Annotated in this window: 25 protein-coding genes and 4 pseudogenes; 21 read left to right on the top strand and 8 right to left on the bottom strand. The window is 38.5% G+C overall.

All coding sequences use genetic code 11. From position 1 onward, the window contains the following. Nucleotides 1-18: 18 nt before the first annotated feature. Both MAQA_RS08325 and MAQA_RS08320 read left to right on the top strand, forming a co-directional pair. Complete coding sequence (locus tag MAQA_RS08325; protein ID WP_036073057.1) at nt 19-762, top strand: alpha/beta hydrolase; 744 nt, start codon at nt 19-21, stop codon at nt 760-762. A 443-nt stretch (nt 763-1,205) separates the two neighbouring features. Further along, nucleotides 1,206-1,805 (top strand): annotated as a pseudogene (locus MAQA_RS08320) (carbonic anhydrase); the annotation flags it as partial. Between the two features lie 61 nt (nt 1,806-1,866). Here MAQA_RS08320 and MAQA_RS08315 read toward each other — a convergent pair. Continuing rightward, nucleotides 1,867-2,832: a cation diffusion facilitator family transporter gene (locus tag MAQA_RS08315; RefSeq protein ID WP_036073054.1), complete on the bottom strand. Its 966-nt coding sequence runs from the start codon at nt 2,830-2,832 to the stop codon at nt 1,867-1,869. Between the two features lie 217 nt (nt 2,833-3,049). On the opposite strand from MAQA_RS08315, the pseudogene MAQA_RS08310 reads away from it, so the two are divergent. The 4 genes and pseudogenes from MAQA_RS08310 (at nt 3,050) to MAQA_RS08295 (ending at nt 6,073) form a co-directional block, all read left to right on the top strand. Then, a pseudogene (locus tag MAQA_RS08310) lies at nt 3,050-3,275 on the top strand (DUF896 domain-containing protein). Between the two features lie 144 nt (nt 3,276-3,419). Further along, nucleotides 3,420-4,355 (top strand): ribose-phosphate diphosphokinase, encoded by a 936-nt coding sequence (locus MAQA_RS08305; protein WP_036073051.1) that lies wholly within the window; start codon nt 3,420-3,422, stop codon nt 4,353-4,355. A 20-nt stretch (nt 4,356-4,375) separates the two neighbouring features. Further along, a complete protein-coding gene (locus MAQA_RS08300) occupies nt 4,376-5,134 on the top strand; it encodes a tyrosine-protein phosphatase (RefSeq protein WP_036073049.1) in 759 nt (252 codons plus the stop codon). A 93-nt stretch (nt 5,135-5,227) separates the two neighbouring features. Beyond that, complete coding sequence (locus MAQA_RS08295) at nt 5,228-6,073, top strand: DUF72 domain-containing protein (protein ID WP_036073270.1); 846 nt, start codon at nt 5,228-5,230, stop codon at nt 6,071-6,073. 56 nt (nt 6,074-6,129) lie between these two features. On the opposite strand, the gene MAQA_RS08290 is transcribed toward MAQA_RS08295, so the two are convergent. Next, nucleotides 6,130-6,471: a DUF1634 domain-containing protein gene (locus MAQA_RS08290; RefSeq protein ID WP_036073047.1), complete on the bottom strand. Its 342-nt coding sequence runs from the start codon at nt 6,469-6,471 to the stop codon at nt 6,130-6,132. Nucleotides 6,472-6,502: 31 nt separating this feature from the next. Continuing rightward, complete coding sequence (locus MAQA_RS08285; protein WP_036073044.1) at nt 6,503-7,342, bottom strand: sulfite exporter TauE/SafE family protein; 840 nt, start codon at nt 7,340-7,342, stop codon at nt 6,503-6,505. A gap of 147 nt (nt 7,343-7,489) precedes the next feature. Here MAQA_RS08285 and MAQA_RS08280 point away from each other — a divergent pair, with 147 nt between their 5' ends. The 4 genes and pseudogenes from MAQA_RS08280 to MAQA_RS08265 all read left to right on the top strand — a co-directional run bounded on the left by MAQA_RS08280 (nt 7,490) and on the right by MAQA_RS08265 (nt 11,279). Further along, complete coding sequence (locus tag MAQA_RS08280) at nt 7,490-8,875, top strand: bifunctional metallophosphatase/5'-nucleotidase (protein WP_036073041.1); 1,386 nt, start codon at nt 7,490-7,492, stop codon at nt 8,873-8,875. Then, on the top strand, nt 8,872-9,171 hold the full coding sequence (locus MAQA_RS08275) for a YutD family protein (protein WP_036073039.1): 300 nt from the start codon (nt 8,872-8,874) through the stop codon (nt 9,169-9,171). Before MAQA_RS08280 ends, MAQA_RS08275 begins: the two co-directional genes overlap by 4 nt. 2 nt (nt 9,172-9,173) lie before the next feature. Next, nucleotides 9,174-9,938: a TIGR01457 family HAD-type hydrolase gene (locus MAQA_RS08270; RefSeq protein ID WP_036073036.1), complete on the top strand. Its 765-nt coding sequence runs from the start codon at nt 9,174-9,176 to the stop codon at nt 9,936-9,938. A gap of 55 nt (nt 9,939-9,993) precedes the next feature. Next, nucleotides 9,994-11,279: pseudogene (locus MAQA_RS08265) on the top strand (hemolysin family protein). Between the two features lie 40 nt (nt 11,280-11,319). On the opposite strand, the gene MAQA_RS08260 reads toward MAQA_RS08265, so the two are convergent. The 3 genes and pseudogenes from MAQA_RS08260 to MAQA_RS08250 all read right to left on the bottom strand — a co-directional run bounded on the left by MAQA_RS08260 (nt 11,320) and on the right by MAQA_RS08250 (nt 12,730). Further along, nucleotides 11,320-11,898, bottom strand: coding sequence for an LOG family protein (locus MAQA_RS08260; RefSeq protein ID WP_036073033.1), 579 nt, complete (start codon nt 11,896-11,898; stop codon nt 11,320-11,322). Between the two features lie 20 nt (nt 11,899-11,918). Then, nucleotides 11,919-12,420, bottom strand: a pseudogene (locus tag MAQA_RS08255) (phosphatidylglycerophosphatase A family protein). A 73-nt stretch (nt 12,421-12,493) separates the two neighbouring features. Further along, nucleotides 12,494-12,730, bottom strand: a complete 237-nt coding sequence (locus tag MAQA_RS08250; RefSeq protein WP_036073031.1) for a NifU family protein — start codon at nt 12,728-12,730, stop codon at nt 12,494-12,496. Between the two features lie 170 nt (nt 12,731-12,900). Between MAQA_RS08250 and MAQA_RS08245 the strand changes: the two genes are divergently transcribed. The 3 genes from MAQA_RS08245 to MAQA_RS08235 all read left to right on the top strand — a co-directional run bounded on the left by MAQA_RS08245 (nt 12,901) and on the right by MAQA_RS08235 (nt 17,005). Next, a complete protein-coding gene (locus MAQA_RS08245) occupies nt 12,901-13,230 on the top strand; it encodes a YuzD family protein (RefSeq protein ID WP_036073029.1) in 330 nt (109 codons plus the stop codon). 49 nt (nt 13,231-13,279) lie between these two features. Further along, nucleotides 13,280-13,513 carry a YuzB family protein gene (locus MAQA_RS08240; RefSeq protein WP_036073026.1) on the top strand — a complete coding sequence of 78 codons (234 nt, stop codon included), beginning with the start codon at nt 13,280-13,282 and terminating at the stop codon, nt 13,511-13,513. A 321-nt stretch (nt 13,514-13,834) separates the two neighbouring features. Further along, the gene (locus MAQA_RS08235; RefSeq protein ID WP_036073024.1) at nt 13,835-17,005 is read left to right on the top strand and encodes an Ig-like domain-containing protein; all 3,171 of its coding nucleotides are present in this window, start codon (nt 13,835-13,837) and stop codon (nt 17,003-17,005) included. Between the two features lie 88 nt (nt 17,006-17,093). On the opposite strand, the gene MAQA_RS15645 is transcribed toward MAQA_RS08235, so the two are convergent. Together MAQA_RS15645 and MAQA_RS15640 are read right to left on the bottom strand one after the other, a co-directional pair. Further along, the gene (locus MAQA_RS15645; RefSeq protein WP_241463168.1) at nt 17,094-17,399 is read right to left on the bottom strand and encodes a LytTR family DNA-binding domain-containing protein; all 306 of its coding nucleotides are present in this window, start codon (nt 17,397-17,399) and stop codon (nt 17,094-17,096) included. Nucleotides 17,400-17,554: 155 nt separating this feature from the next. After that, nucleotides 17,555-17,845: a response regulator gene (locus MAQA_RS15640; RefSeq protein WP_241463167.1), complete on the bottom strand. Its 291-nt coding sequence runs from the start codon at nt 17,843-17,845 to the stop codon at nt 17,555-17,557. A 332-nt stretch (nt 17,846-18,177) separates the two neighbouring features. On the opposite strand from MAQA_RS15640, the gene MAQA_RS08225 reads away from it, so the two are divergent. The 8 genes from MAQA_RS08225 (at nt 18,178) to MAQA_RS15630 (ending at nt 24,681) form a co-directional block, all read left to right on the top strand. Continuing rightward, nucleotides 18,178-18,828 (top strand): cyclic nucleotide-binding domain-containing protein, encoded by a 651-nt coding sequence (locus MAQA_RS08225; RefSeq protein ID WP_036073022.1) that lies wholly within the window; start codon nt 18,178-18,180, stop codon nt 18,826-18,828. 189 nt (nt 18,829-19,017) lie between these two features. Beyond that, nucleotides 19,018-19,272 carry a DUF4352 domain-containing protein gene (locus MAQA_RS15635; RefSeq protein WP_338151626.1) on the top strand — a complete coding sequence of 85 codons (255 nt, stop codon included), beginning with the start codon at nt 19,018-19,020 and terminating at the stop codon, nt 19,270-19,272. Nucleotides 19,273-19,301: 29 nt separating this feature from the next. Continuing rightward, the gene (locus MAQA_RS08215) at nt 19,302-20,555 is read left to right on the top strand and encodes a glycosyltransferase family 4 protein (protein WP_036073019.1); all 1,254 of its coding nucleotides are present in this window, start codon (nt 19,302-19,304) and stop codon (nt 20,553-20,555) included. Continuing rightward, nucleotides 20,552-21,865, top strand: coding sequence for a UDP-glucose dehydrogenase family protein (locus tag MAQA_RS08210; protein ID WP_036073018.1), 1,314 nt, complete (start codon nt 20,552-20,554; stop codon nt 21,863-21,865). The genes MAQA_RS08215 and MAQA_RS08210 overlap by 4 nt, the downstream gene beginning before the upstream one ends. A 12-nt stretch (nt 21,866-21,877) precedes the next feature. Continuing rightward, a complete protein-coding gene (locus MAQA_RS08205; protein WP_036073016.1) occupies nt 21,878-22,480 on the top strand; it encodes a sugar transferase in 603 nt (200 codons plus the stop codon). Beyond that, on the top strand, nt 22,446-23,138 hold the full coding sequence (locus MAQA_RS08200) for an acetyltransferase (protein WP_036073014.1): 693 nt from the start codon (nt 22,446-22,448) through the stop codon (nt 23,136-23,138). The genes MAQA_RS08205 and MAQA_RS08200 overlap by 35 nt, the downstream gene beginning before the upstream one ends. A 99-nt stretch (nt 23,139-23,237) precedes the next feature. Continuing rightward, nucleotides 23,238-24,461: a lipid II flippase MurJ gene (locus MAQA_RS08195; protein WP_241463166.1), complete on the top strand. Its 1,224-nt coding sequence runs from the start codon at nt 23,238-23,240 to the stop codon at nt 24,459-24,461. Beyond that, nucleotides 24,445-24,681 carry a hypothetical protein gene (locus MAQA_RS15630; protein WP_241463165.1) on the top strand — a complete coding sequence of 79 codons (237 nt, stop codon included), beginning with the start codon at nt 24,445-24,447 and terminating at the stop codon, nt 24,679-24,681. The genes MAQA_RS08195 and MAQA_RS15630 overlap by 17 nt, the downstream gene beginning before the upstream one ends. Nucleotides 24,682-24,690 lie beyond the last annotated feature (9 nt).

Here is a 24,690-nt window from a genome sequence, read left to right as displayed (position 1 = left end):
TAGGAGGACTGCTTACAAATGAGTGCGGATCGTAGCTTTATGATTAAAGCAGGAAATCGTGCTGTTTTGCTCCTGCATGGATTTGCGGGAACGACAGAAGATGTGAGGAGTTTAGGCGAACATTTAGCTGAAAATGGCTATACGGTTTATGCGCCGAACTTTCGAGGTCACGGAGATGAGTCGGCGCTGTTTTTGAAGACAACGCCTGATATGTGGTACGAAGATGCGGTTTCAGGTTATACTTTTTTAGAAAAAGAAGGGTATCATGAGATTGCTATTGTTGGTGTCGCGATGGGTGGCGTTTTCGCTCTTCGAATGGCGGAATCTTTTTCGCCAAAAGCGATCGTTCCTTTGTGCGCGAACGTAAACAAAAAAATGCGTTACATCCCAGTTGAAAAATATTTGATGAAGCAGTTGCGTAAAGAAGGCATTTCAGGTGATGAAGCGGAAGCGATGCTGAAAAGCTATGAACCTGAAATCGACACAATGGCAAATGCGCGATCGGATTTTTATAAGCAGGTTGCAAAAGATATTGAAAAAATCAAAGTTCCAACAATGATTGGCCAAGGTTGCCAAGATGAGGAAATTGAAGCAGATGACGCAAATTATATTTTTAAACACATTCATACGCCAGATAAACAGCTTTGTTTCTACCAAAGTAGCGGACATGATATCGTGAATGATGGAGAAAAAGATATTTTGGAAGAAGATGTGGTTTATTTCTTGGACGATTTGAACTGGTTTGAAGAAGAGGTTATTTAATTAAGATTTGAAGCATTAGCCGATGGATGGCTAGTGCTTTTTTTTGTTTCTTGAAAGGTAATTCAAGTAAACAAGTTGAGAAAAATGATTGATACAGGCAATTTTTTTGGCTATAAGCAAATCATTTGCTTCATGTCAAGTGTTAGTTTATATGCAAAAGCGATAGTTTTTTTCTTTTTTTTTTTAATATTTTATCCATAGCTTTTTTAATATCTAAGCGGTATAGTATTGACGCAATAATAAATTTTGAGGAGGAAATATTTTGAAAAAAAACAACACTTGTAACAGCGTCTGTTCTTTCGTTTTCGCTTCTTTTTGCAGGTTGTTCAAATGATGATACTGCAAAAAAATCAAGCGCAAGTAATGAAAACAAAACAGAAAAGAAAGCCAAGGCAAAATCTGAAGACCATCTTGACTATAATGATCAAAAAGGATGGAAATTCGAGGCAGGGGATTCACAATCTCCGATTAATATTGAAACGGCAAAAACGGAACAAATGAAAGATGAGGGAAAAATTGAACTGAATTACAGCAAAACAGTTGTGGATGAGGTGGATAATGGCCATAGCATACAAGTTGATGACACGGGTTCAGCTGTTATTGACGGACGGAAATTTGATTTAGTGCAATTTCATTTCCATGCTAAAAGTGAGCATACTGTAAATGATAAGCATTATCCGATTGAAGTACATTTTGTAAATCAAGCACAAGATGGACGGTTAGCAGTTATTGCCGTTTTCTTTAAGGAAGGAAAGGAGAATGCTGCTTTTCAAACGGTTTTAGATAATATCAAGGCTGGTGAGAAAGCGGATGTAGCAGATGAAGTCAATGCTACTCAAATGATCCCAGCTAATAAAACCTATTACCATTACATTGGTTCCCTCACAACGCCGCCACTTTCTGAAAATGTAGAATGGTATGTCATGAAAAATCCAGTTGAAGTCTCGAAAGCGCAGATTGTAGCATTTAATAAATACTATGATTCAAATAATCGTAAGATACAACCGCTTAATGGACGAACAGTTTTGGAGCATATTGAATAAATGAAAAAAGCCATGACTACTTTGCAGTCATGGCTTTTTTTTGGGGGACGGAGATGATAAGTTAGCGACCATCACCATATTGCCAGTCAAGTGTATTGTCAACTTCGTCAAAAGTGATGACAACATCAGAAACTCCTTTGATTTTAAGAACATCATCTTCAATTCTATCTCGAATGTCATCAATTTCAGCGAGTGTTAAAGTGGTGTCCAGTTCCACTTCGGCATCGACATGGAAAGTATCGCCTTCTTTGATAACGGTCAAAACTTGAATGTCTCGTACATCTGGGTCTGACATAATCCTTTGTCCGACTTGGAGGTTCATGCCTTCATCAGATTTTCCAATTGCCCCACCTGCATTATCAAGGAAAACTTCACCAACGACGATGAACATGAGAAGACCAATCAAGATTGAAGCGATTCCTTCTGCTTGATGGAAAGGCGTAAAATGAGAAATAACAACAGCAATCGCAGCAAGTAAACCGCCAGCGGTTGCAACGGAATCTTCCATAAAAACAAGTTTTGTCGCAGCTTTAGCCGATTTTAAATTACGCACAGCAACAGGAATGATCTTAAATCCAGAGGCTTCTTCACCAGACTCGGCAACAATTTCTCGCATAGCTTTTAAAAGGACCGTAGACTCAAGTGCCGTACAAGCAAGTAAAACGATCAAATTGATCAGAAAACCAGTAGATTCGGCTGGATGAAAAATATGGGATATCCCTTCTTTTACAGTCTCGTAGGCCATAATGCCGACGACAATGACCGCAAAGAGCAATACAAGATTAACGATTCGACCAAAGCCTTTTGGAAACTTTTTTGTAGGTCGCTTTTTACTAAGTGCAGATCCTGTGAACACAAAGAGTTGGTTCGCCGCATCTCCCAAGCTGTGAAGCGTTTCAGCAAACATGGCAACGTTTCCTGTAAAAAAATAAGTTATTCCTTTAACGAGTGAGACGATTCCATTTACAATAGCCGCGGTGAGAGCGGAGGTGTTTCCGTGCTTGAGTAGTTGAAAAAACTCTTTCAAGTTCATTCCTTCTTTCGACTGGTTTTAAATCATATTTTTTATTTTAGCACGAAAAGTCATCAGACTAAAATTTTATGAAATATATTACAAGAATAACGCTAAATTTTATTATTTCTGCTTAAAAAGCCTTAAGCAAACTGGTTTGACTTTTTTTTGACCAATGTGTTATGATTTTCGTAGTTACTTACAAATAGTAACTAATAAGAGGAGGGATCACATGAAAGAACTGTTGGCAAAAATCAATAACTATGCTGCAAAGCAAAAGAAAGGCGAGCTAACGGCGAGCGAAAAAGGAGCATCAAGCTGAACTTCGCAAAGAATATTGTGCGATGATTCGCGGAACTGTTCAAGACAATTTGCATCATGTGACCATCATTGATCCGCTTGGCGATGATGTGACACCGCAAAAGTTAAAAGATATAAAAGCCGAATTAAATGCTTAAATGAAAATAAATGTGTGGTAAAGGACTCTCTAACAGGTTTTAGAGAGTCTTTTTTTTAAAACTTATAACCAAACTCATTGCGGCGAGCTGTTTCGTTTTATATAATAGAGCTAGATGAATTGTTACATTTGAAAGGAGATCAAAATGTCGAATGAAATGAGGCTTTTTTCAGTAACGAATGAACGCCCGCTTGCACAAAAGATTTCTGAAAAGCTAGATGTACCACTTTGCGAAGTTGATCTGCAAAAATTCAGTGATGGCGAAGTGAAGGTAAACATTGGTAGAAGTGTCCGGGGGATGAACTGTTACGTTGTTCAATCAATGGATGCCAATGTAAATGAACGGATTATGGAAATGCTGATTATGGTTGATGCACTAAAGCGTGCTTCTGCCGCTTCTATCACACTTGTGATTCCATATTATGGTTATTCGAGACAAGACCGAAAAGCCAGAAGCCGTGAACCGATTACGGCAAAATTGATTGCAAATCTTTTGCAGGAAGCAGGTGCAACAAGGCTCATTTCAGTAGACTTGCATGCAGCCCAAATTCAGGGGTTTTTCGATATCCCAATTGATCATGTTTCGGCTGTTCCACTTCTTTCTGATCATCTTGAAGAAAAATATAGTAACGAAGATGTTGTTGTCGTTGCTCCAGATCATAGCGGGGTTGTTCGTGCGCGCCGAGTAGCTGACAAACTTCATGCTCCGATTGCGATTTTGAACCGGAAACCACGTCCGAATGAACGGGAAATTTCATCCGTCATTGGTGAAGTAAAAGGAAAGCTTGCAATTGTCGTAGATGATATTATTGACACGGCTTACCGGGCAACCACTTCTTGTGATAAGTTGCTTGAAGAGGGGGCAGAAAAAGTTGTGATGTGCGCAACCCATGCCGTTTTGGCAGGCCAGGCAGCAGAGCGGCTGAATGAATCGAGAATTAGTGAAATTGTGCTGACCGATTCGATTGATATACCAGAAGGAAAATTGGATGATAAATTAACAATGATTACCATCAGTGATTTACTTGCGCAGGCCATTAGAGGCGTGCAGGAAAATAAATCGCTTCATCCGCTTTTTTAAGGTGAAGGAGGTTTTACAAAATGATTGATATTCACTGCCATCTTTTAAATGGAATCGATGATGGTCCCAAAGAATTAGTAGACAGCTTGATAATGGCAAGACAAGCTGTTGATCAAGGCTATACAGATGTCATTGCAACGCCGCATCACTTGAAAGGGCGTTTCTCGAATCCAGGTGATGAGGTCAGAAAACGGGTAGAAGATTTAAATACCAAACTCGTGGAGGAAAATATTCCGCTAGTCGTCCATCCAGGGCAGGAAGTGCGTCTCCATGGCGAAATGCTTGAGAATCTGGCGAATGGGTCTGTATTAACGCTTGCGGACTCCAAATATATTTTAATTGAATTTCCAACAGAATCTGTGCCGTTTTTCGCACAAGAATTGTTTTTTAATTTGCAGATGAAGGGGTATATTCCGATTATTGCCCACCCCGAGCGAAATGTGGAAATTCGAAAAAATTATGAAGTATTGTACAGGCTTGTAGAAGGCGGTGCGCTGGCGCAACTGACTTGGGGTAGCTTTGCTGGTGTACTGGGCAAGAAAATTAAAAAGTTCAGCGACCAGCTACTTGAAGCGAACCTCGTACATTTTATGGCGACAGACGCCCATTTTTACGAAGGGCGCTCAATGGAAGTAGACCAAGCGGTGCAAAGCTTAAAACAAAACATTGGGGTAGAACAAGCGGATTTGCTTTTAGAAAATGCGAGACTTGTTCTGCAAAATGAGCAAATTGATTTTGATGAGCCGACAGAAATAAAGAAACGGTTTTTCTTATTCTAGAAAAGAGAACGGATTTTTCCGTTCTCTTTTTTTGAGTCGCTTTTTAAGATGCGCTATAATGAAGAAAAGGTTTGCAAGGAAGGTGGGAAAACGATGATTACAATTGGACTAACGGGCTGGAGCGATCATGATACGTTGCAGTTGTCTTCTAAGCATAAACTTGCCGATTACGCGGCTCATTTTCCACTTGTTGAAGTGGATACGAGTTTTTATGCGATCCCTTCTCCGAAAACGACAGCCAATTGGGTAAGTGGCACGCCAGATGTGTTTCGGTTTGTGGTGAAAGCATTCCAAGCGATGACGATGCATAAAGAATGGAAAGATTATTATGATTCGGAAATAGAAATGTACCGTTGCTATATGGATGCGATTGCGCCAATTAGTGAATCGGGGAAACTCAAAGCGATTTTATTTCAATTTCCGCCATTTTTTAATTGTACAAAAGAAAATGTTCAGTATTTGCGGCATGTGAAAGAGCAAATGGGCGATTTGCCAGTTGCGATTGAATTTCGGAATAGCAGCTGGTATAGTGATGTGAATTATGAAAAAACGCTAGCGCTACTGACTGAACTTGGATTCATTCACGTGGTTGTCGATGAGCCGCAAATTGGAACACGGAGTGTTCCAATTGTGCTCCGGGCGACGAATCCCGACGTGACGCTTGTGCGACTTCATGGTCGCAATCAATATGGCTGGATGAAAGCGAATAGTCCTGAATGGCGGGAAGTGCGCACGCTGTATCGCTATAATGCGGAAGAAATCGCGGAATGGGCCGATTATATCAAGCATCTCGGGGATCATTCAAAAGAAATTGTAGTGATTTTCAATAATAACAGCGGCGGGGATGCGGCTGACAATGCGAAGGCACTTCAGAAAGAGTTAGAGATTCATTTTGATGGTCTAGCTCCCATGCAAATGGATTTGTTTTCGGAGTTTTAAATGATTAGAAAAAGCCAGGTGGAAAGTAGCTCCATCTGGCTTTTTCTATGCAACACTCACCCTTTTCCAATTAAAAAACTAATGACGAGGATGACGAGGACGATGCCTGTGATACCGACGTAAAGGTAATCTTTTTCTTTAAGAAAGGTAAAGAGTGAGACGACCACACGGAAAACAGGTGTTAAAATGAGGCAAAATAGTCCGAACATGATCACGGCAAAAGGTTTAAGTTTGACGAGTCCCGAGAAAATGCTTGCGAGTGTAGTCGGGTAAGTAGTTCCGGGATAGCCACTTGAGCCGGTTGCGATATAAAGAATGAGACCGAGGATGATGATGGCTGCGCTCACGATGACGCCAATGCGAAGTAAGCCGCCAACTACGGCTTCGACTTGATACATTTCTTCATCTTTGCTTTTTTTTAGTGTTCATTTAAACCCACCCCAATCCTTCAAGAATCATTTGTAGGGCAACGTAGAGCAAGACAGGGATGAAGACGAGGCGGATGACTTTGCTTTTTAAGCGCTGCATCACTTTTGTACCTAATGTTGCGCCAATTAAGACGCCGATTGCAACGGGAGCAGCGATGGTTGGGTCAATGTCGCCTTTAAAGAGATAGACGGTTGCGCTTGCCGCAGCCGTAACGCCCATCATGAGATTGCTTGTGGCACTTGAGACTTTGAGCGGAAGTTTCATGAAGACGTCCAGTGCCATGACTTTGAACGCGCCGCTTCCAATGCCAAGAAGTCCGCTTGCGATTCCTGCCCCGTACATCACTCCGAACCCTGCTGGCACGTTAGCGACTTCGTAGGGGACTTCTTTGCGTAATGCTTTGTCATAGTAACTGTCGTGAAGTTTAAGTTTGGTTGCGATTGGGTCAGGTTTGACGTTTTGTGGGAATTCTGAACCGACTTTTTTAATCATATTAAAGGCGGAATAAAGGAGTAAGAGCCCGAAAATTATGTAGAGTGCTGTTGCGGAAAGTAGTCCGCCAATGAATGCCCCAGTGATTGCTCCGAGCGTTGTCGCGATCTCAAGAAACATTCCGGCCCGAAGATTCGTGATCCGGTCTCTAATGTAGGCGATTGCTGAGCCGCTACTTGTTGCGATAACGGAGATAATGCTTGCCCCAATCGCATACTGGATGTCGATGCCGAAAATAAGGGTTAGGGCAGGTGTCATGATGATGCCTCCACCAAGTCCAAGAATGGAGCCAATGATACCCGCGAATATGGCAATCAAGAGGATTTCAAGTGTTTGTGTGATATCCAAGAATTGATCACTTCCTTCTCTCTTTTTGTCTTTTTATCATACGCCAAAAAGAACGACTTGAAAAGTAGAATTTGACTTTGTTGCGTGTCAAAATGGAAATTTTAAGCTACAATAGAGGAAGTAAATGCTTTTTTAGGGGATGCTTTTATGAAACAGTTAACAATTTGGCATACAAATGACATCCATAGCCATTTGGAACATTGGCCAAGAATATCTTCTTTTTTAAAAGCAAAGAAGAAACGGGCACAAGAAACGGGAGAAAATGTTTTGTTTTTCGATATTGGCGATTTTTTAGACCGCGTTCATCCGCTTACGGAAGGAACTGCTGGTAAAGCGAATGTTGAACTTCTAAATGAGCTGCCCTTTGATGCTGTAACCATTGGAAATAATGAAGGTACAACGCTTTCGCATAACGGATTAGAAACGCTCTATGATCGAGCCAAGTTTCCTGTCGTCTGTGCGAACCTTTATGGAAATCCAGAACGAACGAAACGGACAGACTGGGCGGTTCCGGTCGTTTATAAATACGAAGCGGGTTTAAAAATTGCTGTTTTAGGTGCAACCGCAGCATTTAGAGAGTATTATGAATCGCTTGGTTGGGGGATCGAAGAACCCATACAGGCGTTAAGACGAGAACTAGCGGGGCTTGATGCTGATACCGATTTGATCATTCTACTTTCACATTTGGGTTTGCAGTTTGATGAGCAAATCGCTGTCGAGTTACCTAAGATTGATGTCGTTTTAGGCGGACACACGCACCATTTGCTTGAGACGGGCAAACAAGTTGGCGAAACACTGCTCGCGGCGGCTGGAAGATGGGGCGAATACGTTGGTGAAGTGACGCTCACTTGGAATGATGCTTGTGAATTAAGCGAGAAAAAAGCAAGGGTTCATGAGACGTCTAAGTTAACCCCGCCGAAAGATGAAGCTGAACAAATTCAGGGCTTTTTTCAAAAAGGAAAAGAAGAGCTTTCTGATGTAATTGTGCACTTGCCAGAAAAAATTGAAACGAACTGGTTTGGCGACTCTAGCATCGCAGAGATCTTATACGCAGCCGCGACAGAATGGGCGGAAGGAGATGCTTTCCTGACGAATGCAGGTATTTTTATGACAGATATTGGACCGGGAGATGTGACAGCCTTTGATGTGCACCAGCTCTTGCCGCATCCGCTCAATTTAATTGCCGTAACGCTTTCTGGAAGCGAACTTGAAGTGTTGATCCATGAGATTATTCGTAAGCGAGATGAGCTTAAGGAACTGCCACTCCGAGGTTTTGGCTTTCGCGGCGAGGTATTTGGCTCTGTGCTTATGAAACGTGCTAGCTTTGATACGATTCGCGGGATTCCACTTTGGGATGGCGAGCCGATTTCAGCCTTTCGAAAATACCGGATTGTGACGCATGATACGTTTGTGTTCGCGCCATTTTTCCCGATTATTAAACAAAGTAGTGAAAAGGAAGTTTATACACCGGAGCTTTTACGAGATATTTTTGCATGGAAACTGAAACAACTGTACGGGGAGGAAAAAGAATGATTACGATTCAAGGTCAGGAATACGAGTTGATGGAAGACTATCGCGAGTGTTTTGATGAAGAAAAACTGAATGAGCGTTTTAGTGATATCTTATTGCGGTATGATTATATCGTAGGCGATTTTGGGTATGACCAGCTTCGTTTGAAGGGCTTTTTTGAGGATCAAAACAAAAAAGCAGCTTACGACAATAAAATTAGCACATTAAAGGAATATTTATATGAATACTGCAACTTTGGATGTTCTTATTTTGTTTTAAAGAAAGTAAAACAAGCAGGAAAGAAAGAGAAGGGCGAGTAATTTTGAAAAAGTATCAAGCGTATTTTATTGATTTAGATGGAACAATGTATCATGGGGATCGCGTTATCCCGGAAGCAATTGCGTTTATCCAGAAGTTGAATGAACTTGAGATCCCGCATTTATTTGTCACAAATAATTCTACGAAGACGGGCGAACAAGTTGCGCAAAAGTTAAACAAGATGGGGATTATGGCACGGCCGGAGGACGTTTTTACGTCTTCAGATGCAACGGTTTCCTATATGCTCGAGCAAAATCAAGTGAAAACAGTGTACCCGATCGGTGAAGTGGGACTGAAACAGGTTCTTGCAGAAAATGGTTTTGAAGTTGAAGAGGAAAATCCGCAATATGTGGTTGTTGGTATGGATATGCAGCTGACGTATGAGAAATTAGCGAAAGCAGTGCTTGCGATTCGGCGCGGGGCAACGTTTATTTCGACAAATGCAGATGCGGCCATTCCAACAGAGCGAGGGTTACTTCCTGGAAATGGTTCGATTACAGCGCTTGTCTCGGTGGCAAGTGAAACGAAGCCTGTTGTGATCGGAAAACCCGAGCGTGTGATTATGGATCAGGCTCTTGCTCGTTTGGGGGTAACGAAAGACGAAGCGATTATGGTGGGCGATAATTATGAAACGGACATTTCTGCAGGAATTCATTCTGGAATGGATACATTGCTCGTTTTGACTGGTTTTACAACTCGTCCGGCCTTGCAGCAAAAAGCGGTTCAACCAACTTATGTTGTAAATGATTTAACAGAATGGGAATTTTAGAAAGCACTTGTGAGGTGCTTTCTTTGTTCTAGTTTGTAAGAAGGAAGGGAAGAAAGTGGAAATATTGAATGATCTTTTTGTTGTCGTGTTGATTATCGGGACTGCTTTTTTCGTGGCTTCTGAATTTGCGATTGTTGCCATTCGGAAACCCACTGTGAAAAGTCTTGTTGAATCAGGCGATAAGCGAGCTCATTACGTCCAAAAAATCACCGCCAATATGAATGATTACCTTGCTGCTTGTCAGCTTGGAAATACGCTTGCCGCTCTCGCGATGGGGTGGGTCGGCGAAGATACGATGCGCGGTTGGTTGGAGCCAGTCTTTGCACTTCTTCCGCTTCCAGCTTCAGTGGAAGGCCCCGTTGCCATTTTTGTTTCCTTTATTTTGATCACTTTCTTAAATGTCGTTTTAGGAGAGCTGGCACCAAAAACGTTGACGATTCAAAGTACGGAAAAAGTCGCCTTACTGATCGCTCGGCCGTTAGTTTATTGGTATTATTTCACGTTTCCTCTCAACTGGATACTCAATCATTCAGCTAATTTCATTACGCGACTATTTGGCGCGAAAGAAAATGTGGATGCGGACCAGATGACACCGACAGAGCTGAAAATTATTTTTGAAGATAGTTACAAACAAGGACTTTTAAATCCGCAAGAATTTAAATACATGAAAAATATTTTTAAATTAGGCGATGTTCCAGCGCAAGAAGTAATGATTCCACGAATGGAAGTGATCGCAATCGATGAAACTGCGACGGTGCTCGACTTGCTAAAACTTACTTCCAAGCACACGTATCATATTTTTCCAGTGACGACAGATCATGATAAAGATAAAATCGTAGGGATTTTGCAAGTCAGCAGTGTTATGGCGGGGCTTGGGATGGATCAAACGATTTTAAATCAGTCCATCAAACCATTTGTTCGTACAGGAATGGAAGTTTTTGAGGGAACGATTTTGGAAGAATTAATTGTAAAAATGCAGGAAAAAGGGGAATCATTTGTAATTTTGACGGATGAATACGGCGGGACTTCAGGAATCACGACAATCGAAGATATCATGGAGATTATTGTGGGCGATTTGGAAGAAGTTTCCGGTCCAAAAGGAATTCGTAAAATCGGGAAAAATCACTTTGTTATTTCAGGAAGTGAGCCACTTGTGAGTGTGGAAGAAGTGCTGGGATTTGAACTGGAAAGCGTGGGGGTACATACGCTATCTGGCTGGCTATTTTTGCAAAACTTCAATATCGATACAGGAGATGTAGTTGAGCAAGATGGCTGGACTTTCAAGGTTCAGTCGATGAATAAAACTCCGTTCGCCAAGTGGAAGTAAAGAAAATACGGTGATTGAGAAAAAGCAGTGGAGCCGGGAGGCTCCACTGCTTTTTCAGTTAGTTTTTCTTTTTTGATAAGTTTTGGGCTTGTTTGGTTTAAAGTTCGCGATAAAGTCTTCTATTTCAGGAAGCGAATCGCTGAATAAAAACTGCTCCCGAGCCGCTTCCGTTAAAAAGTCCGCCGTAACCATTTCGTCAAAAAAAGAGCGAAGCGGCTCATAATACCCATCCACGTTATAAAGGATGCACGGATTTTTATGCACACCGATTCTACCAAGAGAGATCACTTCACTAATTTCCTCGAGCGTCCCTGGGCCGCCAGGTAGGGCGATATAAGCGTCCGCAAGCTCCATCATCGTTTTCTTGCGCTCATACATGTCTTTTGTTTGAATAAGTCTTGTAAGCCCGCGGTGTGCGATTTCGCGTTCCTCAAGAAATGTAGGCATCACCCCGTAAGCTGCAGCCCCGTGAGAAAGCACTGTATCCGCTACGACCCCCATCAAGCCAACATTCCCACCCCCATAAACGAGTGTGTATTCATTTTCTCCAATCCAGTTACCGATTTTTTCAGCACTTTCCTGATAAATTTTCTTCGCGCCAAAAGCCGATCCACAATAAACCGCAATTTTCATATTCAGAATTCCCTCCTTGTTTACTGCACAATATCATCGTGATAGCTATGTGCGAGTCGACTAGCTGCTGCAGCGGCAATAGCGCCCACGATATCATCCAGAAAGGTGTGAACATTGACGCCATCGTGCTCATTTAATTTAGCTAAAATTCCTGGTTTAACTTTGTCAATGTAACCATAATTTGTGAAGCCAATGGATCCATAGACATTGACGATAGACAAGGCCAAAATTTCGTCCACACCATATAAGCCCTCATCTTCAGAAATAATATTTTGAAGGGGCTGTTCAAGGTCTCCCTTTTCTGCCATTACATCTAGTTGAATACCAGTTAAAATCGCATTTTGAACTTCTCTTTTGCGAAGCACATGTTCCACATTTTCCCGGCAGACTTCAAGTTTCAGTTCAGGATGATATTGCTTTTGCAAGAAAAGAACAAGATCCGCGATGTCATCTATTGAAACGCCACGTTCTTTTAGCCAACTACGTGCTTTTTTTTTCTAAAATACTTTGTTTTTCAACCATCAAAAAACCTCCTCTAAGGCGAACCTTTCAATTAAAAATAACGCGACGAACTTCGCCGCGTCTCTTATGCAAATTAATAAACCTGAACAACTTCTTTAAAACCGAATATTTTTTCAGCGAGTGTCAGCTCAATTCCCATTTTTAAAGTCATATCTGAGCTTGGGCATGAAACACAAGCACCAAGCAAGCGGATTTTTACGATACCGTCTGGCGTCACCTCGATAAGTTCATAATCGCCGCCGTCACGCAGTAAATATGGCCGAAACTTCTTCAGCGCTTTGTCCACTGAATCAAAACTGATTTCTTCCATACAAAACGGACTCCTTTAAATAGAATATAACTCATTATAACACAGCTTTTAGCAGTTGTGAAAAAGACGAACCTGTTCTGCAAGAATAAAATTCCTGTGAGTGACTACACAAACAATAAACTCGATTTTTCAATTGATATTGGTTACAATGAGCTTGAGGTGAGGAAGCGATGGAAAAACAAGTAAAATTGTATGTCTATGGTTCCACAGTAATCTGTGCAAGTTGTGTTGGTGCACCGTCTTCCAAAGAAACTGAAGAATGGCTCCGAGCTGCAATTGGACGGAAATTTGCGGATCAGCCATTTGAAGTGGAGTATGTCGATATTTACGATCCCGAGCAAACGAATCCTGAGGTTCGTGAATTAGCAAGAAAAATTGTTGACGAGGATTATATGTATCCCGTTGTAGCAGTAGATGGCGAAATTATTGCGGAAGGGAATCCGCGGCTTAAAGATATCTATCAAGTGATGACTGACCGAGGTTACGAGGCAACGATGTAAGAATAGCTAAGCACGCGTACCTTTCCGAAGATTAGAAGGGAAGTAAGAAATGAATCCAATTGTGGAATTCTGCGTCAATAATCTGGCGAGCGGTTCGCAGGAAGCTTTTGATAAGTTGAATGAAGATCCAAATCTTGACGTGGTGGAATACGATTGTCTGACGTATTGCGATTTATGCGCGATGAGTTTATTCGCACTTGTCGATGGTGAAGTGGTACGTGGGGAAACACCAGATGAACTCGTGAAAAATATTTATCAATTTATTGAGGAAAATCCGATTTGAACAACAAAGTTAGAATGGAAGAATCTCACATAAATGGTTGACCAGTTATTAAATTTCATGACTGGTCTTTTTTTTGTAGAAATTTACTAATAAAATTTTTTGTCATTATCGTGAAAAATGAGAAAAAAAAAAATCTAAATTGTAGTCAAGTAAACAAAAAAAAGTTAAAAAAAAAATATTTCGTATGCTGTAAGATTAGTATTAGAATAGTGAATAGTTAATGAAGGGAAGAAAGGAGAGTAAAAAAATTCACTATACAAAATATTTGCGTAATATAGGAGGAAAAAATGAAAAACAAAGAAATTTTAAAAAAAAGGTGCAGTGGCTCTTATTGCGTTTAATGTGATTGCTTCCACATCTGTGACATCATTGTTATCCACAACTGCAAGTGCAGCTACAACAACTGAAAAAACAACTGCAAGTGCGCGTTCAACTGTTGTAACGCCAGTAAATTTACTCAAGAATCCCGGCTTTACACCAAACGCACTAGGGTTTGATGATTGGACCCCCGCTTATGATGATACAGTGATCACGGGCGGAATGAGCAAGGACAATTCGGGTTATTTTATTTTTGGAATAAATAGTGCTACTGTGGGGTCCGAATCTGGCGGCTTGCGTTTTTGGTCAGCTGGAGGAAAAGGAACACTTACACAAAAAGTGCATGTGATTAAAGGAGAGACCTATCGTTTAAGTGCGGTCGTAAAAGATGTTGGTGGACTATTCGATGCAGGTGCAGACTTTTATTATAAAGTTGGAACTGAAGAAACCCGTGTGGCGGCCAAGAATGTTGGAGATCTTAACTATGATTATACTGCCACTGAAACAGGAGATATCGATGTAACTGTTGGGATGCTAAGAGGTGGGAATTTTCTTGGTACAAATTCAGCAGCTATGTCGCTAACAAACCTAGAGTTTAAGAATACGGATGTAACGCCACCAGCTGCACCGACCATTAATCCCATCTACACAGATGCGAATCTTGCTACTGGTAAAGCAGAGCCAAATTCGACAGTTATTTTAACAACTGAAGATGGAGAGAGTGTTAAAGGAAGTGTAGATGCGGATGGTAATTACTCTGTCCAACTCCCTCGTCAAATTATGGGACATATTGTTTCAGTTGCAAACCAAGATATTGCAGGAAACATTAGTGATTCGACAACTTCTTTACCTGTAAGACAAGGAGAATTAAGCGAGCCAGTAATTAATAAAGTGACTAATGCGAGTACAACCGTTAGTGGAGAAGCGGATCTAGCTGTTAATGTTAATGTCAAAGTGATCAAAGAAGATGGTACAGAAAAAGCTTATGTAGGAAATACAGATACTAAAGGACATTTCTCAATAGAAATTGTTAAACCTGAATATGGAGATAAAGTGCAAGTTGTGACTTCTGGAAATGGTAAAGTGAGCCCTACAGGTGAAGTAACAGTCAGCGATGCAATTAAGCCAGCAGCTCCTATCGTTGAGGATCTTTATACAGATACAGTTGAACTTAAAGGTCAAGGAACTGCGGGGAATAAAATACAAGTGACATTACCATCAGGTGCTTTAGATCCAGTTTCAGTTGCTGCTGATGGCTCGTTTAAGATTGCTATTCCAGCACAGGAAGTGGGAGCAAAGATTAGTATAGCTCAAATCAAACCTTCTGGATTAAAAGGCGATGCAACGGTTAAAACTGTACAGCCTGGCGATTTACCGCAACCAATTATCAAAGAAGTAACGGATCAATCTACAAAAATTGAAGGTACTGCAACGCCAAATGCTGATTTTAGAATTATTGTAAAGGATAAAGAGGGAACAGCAGTTTCCAATCCATACATTGGAACAGTAGATTCAACAGGTAAATTCTCAATCCTAGTAGATAAATTGTCTTCTGACTATACCATTACAATGACTTTAACAAAAGGTGATCAAGTAAGTAAGCCAAAAGTTGTTGAAGTGAAAGATGTAACAGCACCAGAAGCACCAGTAGTCAATGCAATTTCAGCAGATGATAAAGTAATTACAGGTACTGGTGAAGCAGGAGCAAAAGCTATTGCGAAAGTGAATGATCAAGAAATTGGACACGCAACAGTTGGGGCTAATGGACAATTCCAAATTGCGATCCAACCACAAGCTGAAAATGCTGTTGTGAGCGTTGTTCTTGAAGATGCAGCGAAAAACACATCGGCTGCTGTAAGTAAAACCGTTACACGTTCTACTAAATTTGATTTAACGGTTCCAGAAACATTAAATGTTGGTACAAGTACATTCAGTGGTACATTTGGTGCAGGCATTTCGAAAGTACGTCTTTTTGTGAACGGTGCAGTTGTTTCTCAAGCTACAACAGCGAACGGAACCTATACATTTGAGAATGTAGATAAATTTGTCGTTTCTGCAACAGATAAAGTAGAAGTTGTAGGGGTTGACAGTAAGTATGCAACGGTGAAACGAGTAGAGGTAAACGTAAAAGGTAACCTAACTAAGGTCTTGACACCAGATACGTATGGCTACGGAACAAGCAAATTGACAGGTAAATATGAGGATAGTGCATATAAAATCCGTTTGTTTGTTAATGGAGAAATTAAAGCTCAAGCAACAATGGATGCTACAACACATACGTTTACATTTAACAATGCAACAAGTTTAATTACAAGTCCAACAGATAAAGTGGAAGTTGTCGCAGTAAATAAACAATATGCAGAAATCTACCGTACGGATGTTACTGTTGAAAATTCTGCAGCGAATACGCTTGCAGTACAGCCGTATGAAATGGGAAGTACTACATTAACAGGAACATATGGAACAGGGATTTCGAAAGTTCGTTTAGTTGTTGATGGGAAAATTGTTGCGCAAGCAATCAACGATAATGGCACATACACATTCAATAATGTGGATAAGTTAATCACGTCAAATCAAGCGAAAGTGGAAATTGTGGCTGTTAACTCCATTTATCAAGAAATTGCACGTAAGGATGTTCAGCTAAAAGGTGTATTATATACGTTAACTGCAAATGCTTATAATGCAGGTGATCAAGTGTTGAGCGGAACATATGGCGAAGGGATTTTCAAAGTTCGTCTTTTTGTAAATGGAGAAGTGAAGACGCAGGCTACTATGGATGAGGCTACACAGACATTTAAGTTTAACAATGCAGCAAACTTTATTACTAATCCAAATGATAAAGTAGAACTTGTAGCGGTTAATTCGCAATATAAAGAAGTGAAGAGAATGACTATCAATGTCATTAATGCAGCTGAATTAAATGGACTTACAGTGAATGAAGGTAATTACAAGTTAGGTACAGATACTTTAAGCGGCACATATGGTGTTTTAGGATTTAAAGTTCGCCTGTTTGTAAATGGAGTAGTAAAAAAACAAGCTAACAATGCTGATGGTGAGTTTACGTTTAATAATTTAAAAGCATTAAATATTGCTTCAGGAGATAAAGTAGAACTAGTACTTGTCAATTCTCTTTATCAAGAAATTAACCGTATCTCAGTTGATGTGGTTGAATAAAAAATAATATTTGGATAAAAAAAGAAAGGAAGAATTTGAGAAGAAAATCGAAAATTCTTCCTTTTTGTTTAATTTTCAGTTGAAACTTTTAACCTGTTAGATGGTTAAGCAATTTGTTAATGATTTTTTTACTAGCATATAATTCATAACCATAATTAAAATGGATAATGCCGAGTTTCCGATCAATTGAAGTGATTTCATCCGTATTAATAATAAAAGATTTTAAATTTGTGTAGAAATTATTTTCATCAAATAATAATTTTAGTGCACTAATTTGATAACGGACACTGTGTGTATGGTTCTTCAGATGAATCAATGAATAATTTTTACTACCAGCTAAAGTTTGGATAAAGATAATATTCTTCTTAGGCAAAAAAAAGTTGTTCAGAACCATTTTTTAATATGATATTATCCGTGAATGTATGCTTTTCTCTTTGTTGGATTTTTTCAAAGGTTAGTTGAATTTGCTCGGAAATACTGTCTAGATTGTCAGGATCCTTAATGAGGTAGCCTGAGGGGAGGATATGGCGATTGACAATTTCTAAGCTCTTATCTTGATGAAAAGTGATGAAGTAAATATAACATTGGTGGTTTTTTTTTTCGAATCTTTTCAGCAATATCAATCCCGGATAGTGTTTCATTTAAATCAATATCAAGAAAATAAATATCATTATCCATGATGACATGTGTATCTATTTGATTTATAAAATTGGCAATATCAAAAGTTGTGTGCATCCTGTATCGAATATCAAGTTTTTCAGCAGAAGTTATGATACTTTGCTCAATAAACTCTCTGTGTAGAAAATTGTCTTCAACCAAGTAAATATTAACTTTACTCATTCCTTTCCCAAAAGTACTAAAATTGTAACTCAAAGGAGTAAAAAAAAGAGAACTGTTATTTTACAATGTATTTATACCATGCTTAATAGTAAAAAACAACCGAACAAGTTCTTGAGATAAGAGAATTGCCTGTTCTGAAAGAAAACGATTGAAAGGGAAATATGAAATTTCGAGAATTCAAAATTAATTTTTAATGGTAGTTTTACCCTTCACTTAGTCTAGAAGTGGCATTTTTGTGAAGAGGTTCAACTTTTTTTGTAGTTTTTATTACACTTCAAACTATTCTTTCATAAATAGCTTTTAGATATACTAATTATAGGAGGATAATAGTCATGGATTTTTTAAGTTTACATGAAAAAGTCATAGAGCATAACAATTTCTCGCATTTTCTGTTAAATAAATTTGAGTATAAAGAAATTGATTTAGGCAAAAGGGCAACGTATAGTGTTGAATCCAATGAATTTATTATTATAATGGGTGGGTTATTAGTTAAAGAAAACTGTAACCGGATATCGAAGATACGTCAATATAGTTTTAATTTAGAAGGAGGTTTTATTTTTAACTTAGAAGATGATGAAACATGCTATTTAGATAATATTAAAGACGGTCGCATTGCAGTGCTCGATAAAAATATGATTTTCGATATGTTGGAAAAAGATGGTCTGCTTGTTCACTTGTTTTTAGAGCAATATTTGAAGGCAGAGGAAGATATGGATTTTCTAAAGCTTCATTTCTTAAATTCAAATAAACGAATCATTCATAGTATGTTGCAAATTTCTAGACTTAATCAACAAGCTTTTAAGTTGCCTCATTTGATATTTCCAAAAGAAATCAAACTGACTAATTTAGCTAAATATTGTAATTGCAACAGAGTTACGGTATCAAGATTATTGAGTAAGTTAAAAAATGAAAACTACATTTTCGTAGAAGAAGAAGGGTTAATGATCCCAGAAGAAAGTATTAGTGATTTATTAGATATGTAAAAGGAGCGATTTTATGAAGAAGATAGGACTCATAGCAAGTCTAATGTTCATGCTGGTTATTTTAGTAGCTTGTGGGGGATATACGCAATCAAAAAATATAGAAAGTAAAAAAAACGAAGTCATGGGAAATTACACCTACTGAAATAGAAGTAAAAGAAAGTTCAAAAAAAAGGAAAAAAGGAACTCGTAATTTCGTATAAAGCAAAAAACATTTCCAAAAAAGAGCAAGGTATTGTTGCAGCAGATTTCTTCTTGTCAGATAATGATGAACATTATTTTTATGCGAAAGGTAGTCTGAAAAATATTAATGAAGTTGTGAAGCCAGGAAAAGAGGTAGAAGGAAAAGGATATTATATTATTTCCAAGGATTTGAAAAAGGCCGATTTAATATACAGCCCAGTTAATACAAAGGAACGAGCAACTTGGAAAAACCTAACATTTTAAAATATACGTGAAAAGGGCGGGTTGAATAAATGAATATCCTATATTTGCATCAATACTTTGCTACCTTATCTTCATCCACTTCCATTAGAAGTTTTGTTTTTACGAAGAGGCTTGTTGAGAGTGGACATAAAGTTACAGTTATCACAACCGATGCATTTATGAAACAAGAACAACCATACAAAATAGTAGAAGATGTAAAGTATTATAACATCAGAGGTATAGAAATATTAGCTATTGATAGTTGTTACAGTAATTTTCTGAATAAAAAAGAACGAATAAAAGAATTTTTGGAATTCATGAAAAAGTCAGAGAGTATTGGTGGGAAATTAAGTGGTATTGATTTGATATTTGCTACATCAACACCTCTAACAATAGGTATTCCAGCCATGAAATTAAGTAAGAAATTAGATGCCCCATTTGTTTTTGAAGTACGTGATTTGTGGCCAGAAGCTCCAATTCAAATGGGTTATATAAATTTTAAACCTCTCCAACATTTTCTACGTCTTATAGAAAAGCGAATCTATAAAAAAGCAGAACATATAGTTTGTTTATCACCAGGTATGGCAGATGGAGTACGCTCGAGAGGCATTACAGAAGAAAAAGTTACGGTTATTCCCAATTTAGCAGATTTGGAACTTTTTTCAGAAGAAAATATCGATCAAGAATTTAAGCAGGAGATTGTAGAGGAGTTTGGTCTTAAAGATAAATTCATTGTTACTCATATTGGAGCAATGGGAGAAGCAAATGGCTTACATTATTTATTAAATGCAGCAGAGCATATCCAAAATCGAGGTACTCAAGAAATTAAATTTCTCATTGTAGGGAGTGGGAAAACGAAACCGTCACTTGTTGCCGAAAGTAAGAGGCGGAATTTACAAAATATAATATTTATTGACAGTATTGAAAAAAGTGATGTTCCTACGTATTTAGACTTGGCAAATATAACAATCACAAGTTTTTTACCAAAACCGATTTTAGCTACAAATTCCCCAAATAAATTTTTTGATGCTTTAGCAGCTGGAAAACCAATTATCGTCAATTCAAATGGTTGGACAAAAAATATCGTTGAAGAACAAGAGATTGGTTACTATGTTGATGCAGAAAAACCGGAACAGCTAGCCAAATTGTTAATCGAACTAAAGGATAAAAAAGAAGTATTTGAAAAGTTTAAAAAGAAAAAAATAAAAAATCTAGCTAAAATGCAGTATAGCGCTGATGGAGCAGTTGCTAATTTAACTAAGATTTTTGGACGAGTTACTAAGGAATGGAGTGGGAAAAGATGAATATTTCTATTGTTGGTACAGGCTACGTTGGCCTGGTAACAGGTGTGGGGTTAGCAGAAATTGGTCATCATGTTACTTGTATCGATATTGATGAAGAAAAGATAAGGAAATTAAAACGGGGGATTTCACCTATTTATGAGCCAGGTATTGAATCTTTGATTTTAAAAAACATCTCTGAAGAAAGATTAGACTTTACTGCCTCTTTTGCCGAAGGTGCTCGTTTTGCTGATGTTGTTTATCTTGCTGTTGGGACACCCACTGGAATCGATGGACAAATTGATATGACCTATTTTAATAAAGCAGCGAGTGAAATTGCTGAGGCGATTATTCATCCAACGGTAGTAGTTATTAAAAGCACAGTGCCAGTCGGAACAAATGCTTCTTTGCAAAAACTGATGGATGAAAAGGCGAAGCATAAAGTATCGGTTGTTTCAAATCCAGAATTTTTGCGAGAAGGTATGGCACTTCGCGATTTATTTGAAGGGGATCGAATTGTAATTGGGGCAGAGAATGAAGAGTCAATCCAAATAATGGAAAGAATCAATTCTCCATTCAATATTCCAGTGGTTGCAACAAGCTCTAAAAGTGCAGAACTCATTAAATATGCATCGAATGCATTTTTAGCTACAAAAATTAGTTTTATCAATGAAATTGCTAATCTATGCGATCGTGTGGGTGCAGATATTCAGGAAGTGAGCTTTGGAATGGGGCTCGATAAACGGATTGGTAGTCAATTTTTACAGGCTGGGATTGGTTACGGCGGTTCTTGTTTTCCTAAAGACACGTTAGGATTACTGCAAATTGCGAAAGAATCAGACATGGATTTTCCGCTTTTACAAGAAGTTATTCAAACGAATTCTAGACAGCAAAAAATTCTTGTTAAAAAGTTGTTAGCAAAGCTCGACACGGTTAAAGGAAAGAAAATCGCGATTCTCGGGATTGCATTTAAACCAAACACGGATGATGTTCGAGAAGCGCCCGCGTTAAAAATTATGGGAGAGCTATCAAATCAAGGTGCGATTATTTACGCCTATGATCCAGTTGTAAAAAAACATAGTAGTGCTTTGCCACAAAATATTAGGGTAGTAGATACGATTGAGGATGCGCTCAATCAAGCGGATGCAGCACTTATTGTAACAGAATGGGAAGAAATTAAAGCACTACAAGCAAAAGAATTTAAAAAATGGATGAAACACCCGGTTGTATTTGATGGTAGGAATTGTTTTGATCCAGACGAGATGCTTCGACTGGAGGTCAATTATCAATCAATTGGACGCGGAGGAGAGCAAAAAGTATTGATTTTAAAATAAAGGAGAGGAATTATGAGAGGCAAAACTTATTTATGGGTGAAGGCGATAGTAGACCGTATAATGGCTGTAGCTTTTTTAGTAGTTCTAGCAATACCGCTTATTTTTCTCACTTTATTTTTAGCTTGTTACTACCGAGGAAATCCATTTTATACTTGTGAACGAGCAGGGCTTGCGGGACGCTCATTTAGACAATATAAGTTTAAGTCTATGTACGATGATGTTTTGGGTGAAGAAAGCGGAGAAAAACAACGCATTAGCCCTGTTGGACAAATTTTAAGAGAGTGGAGCATTGACGAAATCCCGCAACTTATAAATATTTTAAAAGGAGATATTAGTTTTATTGGACCACGTCCGCTTACAAGTGATTATATGGCTTTGTATACGGAGGATGAAAAAAGAAGGCTTGAGGTGAAGCCGGGCCTTACTGGTTTAGCACAAGTGAATGGACGGAATACAATTAGTTGGAAAAAGAAGTTTATGTTAGACGTTCAATATGTAAATTCTATTTCATTTTGGATAGATATCAAAATTCTATTTCGAACCATTCGAGTTGTCCTTTTAAGGGAGGGGATTGATCAAAATGAAACCATTACAGCAGAACGATTCAAAGGATAAAAAAAATCTTGTAATCATCGGATGTGGGTCACAGGGGAGAATGCTAAAAAATATGATCGAACAGTATGATCTTGGTTACCGATTTTTAGGTTTTTTAGATGATCAAATTGAATTTCCTTCTAAAAAAGGAGAAACATTTGAAGCTCCCTTAGAGTATAGCGAATTCTTGCTTCAAGAGGAAATCTATTTTGTTCTAGCTATTGGAAAAGTTGAAGATCGGTTTCAGATAGTTAGGAGATTGCCTGCTATTCCCCTAGAACGCTACGCGACAATTATTCATCCACATGCTTATGTTGACCAAACAGCGGAAATTGGTGCAGGAACATATATTTCAGCAAATGCAGCGATTATGCATGGGGTCAAAGTAGGACATCATACGAGTGTTTTGACAGGAAGCATCATTGAATATGAATCCCAAATTGGCTCTTTTGTGAATATTTCACCAAATGCTACTTTATGTGGGAATGTTAATGTGAATGATGTGTCTTTTATTGGTGCAGGATCTTCCATTATTCAGGGGCTTACAGTCGGGAAAAGAAGCTTAGTTGGAGCAGGTGCGACAGTTATCCATGATATAGCTCCCGATTCTCTTGCAATTGGAACGCCAGCGGTAGCCAAATCTCGCAAAAAAAGAACTAGATTTATTCAATGCTTATAATATCTAAACGGGAAGATTGTGATTAATTTGCCGAAAGCCAAAGTAATACATGTTTTTTACAGTGTAATTGTTTTCACAGTAGGCATTCAGATTCTATCGATGTTGCGAACAGCATTGCTCGCAAAGCAATTTGGTGTTTCAAGCGAGATGGATGCTTTTAATCTTGCCAACTTAATGATGGTAGCAATTGTCAATATTGGAGGAGCCGCTATTCCCACAGTTGTTATTCCATTTTTGACAAATATATCGGATGAACGAATACCAGAAGCAAGAAGAGTATTGAATTCCTATCTTGTAACAATTCTATCTGTAAGTGTATTTTTCTTGTTACTTGTTTATCTAATTGGCTTTATCAGTATGGAGTACTTTCAATGGAAGGTAGACAAACCATTTTATTATATGACCTATTTACTAACCTTCATTATGGGGGTTGGGCAATTATTTAGAATGTACTCATGGCTCCAGATCTCAAATTTAGAGGTTGAAGGGAAATTTATTTGGATCAAAGTAGCAGGATTTGTTGCAGCGCTTTCCAACTTGTTATTTCTTCTAATTTATAGCTCACAATTAACCATATATCAAATTGCTATTTCTGTGGCCATTTCATTTTTGATTGAGGCAGTACTACTTGCATGTTCTAACCGAAAATGGGCATTCAATTTTTCGTTTTCTTTTCGTTCAGAGGAATATAGGCGTTTAATACGTCTCACCCTTCCGTCTCTATTTGGTTCTATTCTTTATCAAGTAACAATCTTACTACCTAATCTATTAGGAAGTTATTTTGGGACAGGTTACATTTCTATGATGACCTATGCGAATCAAATTGTAAGCATTTTTCAAGTATTGTTGGTCACGAATCTGTTATCCATGATTTACCCGGATCTGAGCAGAAATTTTCAACAGTCTATCCAAGTTGGGAAAACGAAATTTGTTCAGTATGTGAAGTTACTGGTTTTATTAATTCTCCCTGTTGTTGCTGGAATGCTCGTATTGGGACAAGAAGTTATTAGTCTATTATTTGAACGGGGAAGTTTTGATAGTACATCAAGCGTTCATGTCTTTCAATTTCTTTTTTTCTTAATGCTGAGCCTTCCATTCATAGCATTTAAAGAATTAACTTTTAAGATATTTTACAGCTTGGGAGATACAGTTACTCCTGTTGTAAATAGTACGTTAACAATCATTTTCCAAGTTTTGTTTTTACTCGTAGGTGTCTTAAAAATGGGTGTTATTACACTAATGATTTCCCCATTAGTTGTAGCCTTGTTTGCACTTTTTCTAGCAGTTATTGTATTAGCCAAAAAAAATGTCTTTCAAATATGAATTTATCGTAATTGCCAAGGAGACAGGGAAAGTTGCTCTCAATGCTGTCATCATGGCATGTATTGTATATATTGCGAAAGGAATGATTGTTTTTTCATCAGAGATTATCAATTTAGGAATTTATGTAATTATTGGTGTGATCACCTACGGATTACTCACAACGATCACGGATTTTAAATTTGTTCGAAAGTTTTTGCTAGGAAAAGGAAAAATGGAGTAAAGGAGGGGG

The organism is Listeria aquatica FSL S10-1188 (assembly GCF_000525795.1).
GTDB classification, from domain to species: Bacteria; Bacillota; Bacilli; order Lactobacillales; family Listeriaceae; genus Listeria; species Listeria aquatica.
Note: the sequence above shows the minus strand (reverse complement) of the source record. Positions and strands in the feature narration are given on the sequence as shown.